Raw genomic sequence first — 1807 nt, 5'->3', positions numbered from 1 at the left:
AGCCGCCTCATCACGGGCAGCTTTGGTGGCCTCGATCCGTGCGATCTGCGACAGGCGCACCGCCTCGTTATCGATATCAAGGATATCAATCGGATCCTCGTTGTCCTTGCGGTACTTGTTGACGCCAACAACCACTTCGGTCCCACGATCAATACCTGCCTGCCGCCGTGCGGCGGTTTCCTCGATCCGCAGTTTGGGCATGCCCGAGGCCACAGCCTTGGTCATCCCGCCCATTTCCTCAACCTCTTCGATCAGCTTCCACGCCTGTTCCGCCAGATCATGGGTCAGCTTTTCGACGTAATAAGACCCCGCCAGCGGATCGACCACATTGGTGACCCCTGTTTCCTCTTGCAGGATCAGCTGGGTATTGCGGGCAATCCGCGCGCTGAATTCGGTTGGCAGCGCAATCGCCTCATCCAGCGCATTGGTGTGCAGCGACTGTGTGCCGCCCAAAACCGCGCTCATCGCTTCATAGGCGGTGCGGATCACGTTGTTATAAGGGTCCTGTTCCTGCAACGACACGCCCGAGGTCTGGCAGTGGGTGCGCAGCATGAATGACTTGGGGTCTTTGGGCTCAAACTCGGCCATGATCCGCGACCAAAGCAGACGTGCGGCGCGCAGCTTGGCGGCCTCCATGAAAAAATTCATCCCAATGGCGAAGAAAAAGCTGAGACGTCCGGCGAATTTATCCACATCCATGCCGCGCGCGATGGCGGTGCGCACATATTCGCGCCCGTCGGCCAGCGTATAGGCCAGCTCTTGCACCAAATTCGCACCCGCTTCTTGCATGTGATAGCCCGAGATCGAGATCGAGTTGAATTTCGGCATCTCGGCGGTGGTATATTCAATGATATCGGCAATGATCCGCATCGAAGGTTCTGGCGGATAAACATAGGTATTCCGCACCATGAATTCCTTGAGAATATCGTTCTGAATGGTGCCCGACAGCACATTGCGCGGATGCCCCTGCTCTTCGCCAGCAACGATGAAATTGGCCAAGATCGGGATCACCGCGCCGTTCATCGTCATCGACACGCTGACCTGATCAAGCGGGATACCGTCAAAGAGGATTTTCATATCCTCGACACTGTCAATCGCGACACCGGCCTTGCCGACATCGCCCTCAACGCGGGGGTGGTCGCTGTCATAGCCGCGGTGGGTCGCCAGATCAAAGGCCACCGACACGCCCTGCTGGCCCGCGGCCAGTGCCTTCCGATAGAAATTGTTCGATTCTTCTGCCGTGGAAAACCCTGCATATTGCCGGATCGTCCAGGGGCGGCCTGCGTACATCGTCGCCTTCACCCCGCGCGTAAACGGGGCCTGTCCGGGGATACCACCCATATGCGGCAATCCGTCCACATCCTCGGCGGTATAGAGCGGCTGGACAGGAATGCCTTCCAGCGTATCCCATGTCAGGCCCTCCAAAGGCTTGCCACGTAGCTCTTTGCGGGCGATTTCTTCCCATGTTTTCTTGTCAGACATTGTGACCTCCGGCGAAATTTCTGGTGGCGGACACGCATTTGTTTGTAGCAAAATGCAGTTGCCCCTTAGCTTTTGGCGCAAGCGCCTCTATATCCAAGTTTATGAAGATACTGATCAACATCGCCCTCGTCGCACTACTGGCATTCCCTGCAATGGCAGAGGAAAAAACCGTTCTGGAACGCTGGCAAGAGGACCCCACGCAGGTCTTTGACGCGGCCGACATAAACCTTGACGATCTGGCTTGGGTGCTGCGCCCGCTGGTCGTTTTTGCAGATACGCCCAATGATCCGCGGTTCCAGCAACAGATGGACCGGCTCTTGGCCGA

Annotated in this window: 1 protein-coding gene and 1 pseudogene; one reads left to right on the top strand and one right to left on the bottom strand. The window is 57.2% G+C overall.

Translation table 11 applies throughout. The features are described 5' to 3' along the window. Positions 1-1482, bottom strand: a 1482-nt coding sequence (gene scpA / locus VGP75_RS05120; protein WP_327542624.1) for a methylmalonyl-CoA mutase, incomplete at its 3' end; no start/stop codon positions are given. Between the two features lie 101 nt (positions 1483-1583). Between scpA and VGP75_RS05115 the strand changes: the two are divergent. Continuing rightward, positions 1584-1807: pseudogene (locus VGP75_RS05115) on the top strand (DUF4174 domain-containing protein); the annotation flags it as partial.

The organism is Yoonia sp. (assembly GCF_036007805.1).
Classification (GTDB): domain Bacteria; phylum Pseudomonadota; class Alphaproteobacteria; order Rhodobacterales; family Rhodobacteraceae; genus Yoonia.
The sequence above is the reverse complement of the archived record's forward strand: the minus strand, read 5'-3'. Positions and strand labels throughout refer to the sequence as shown.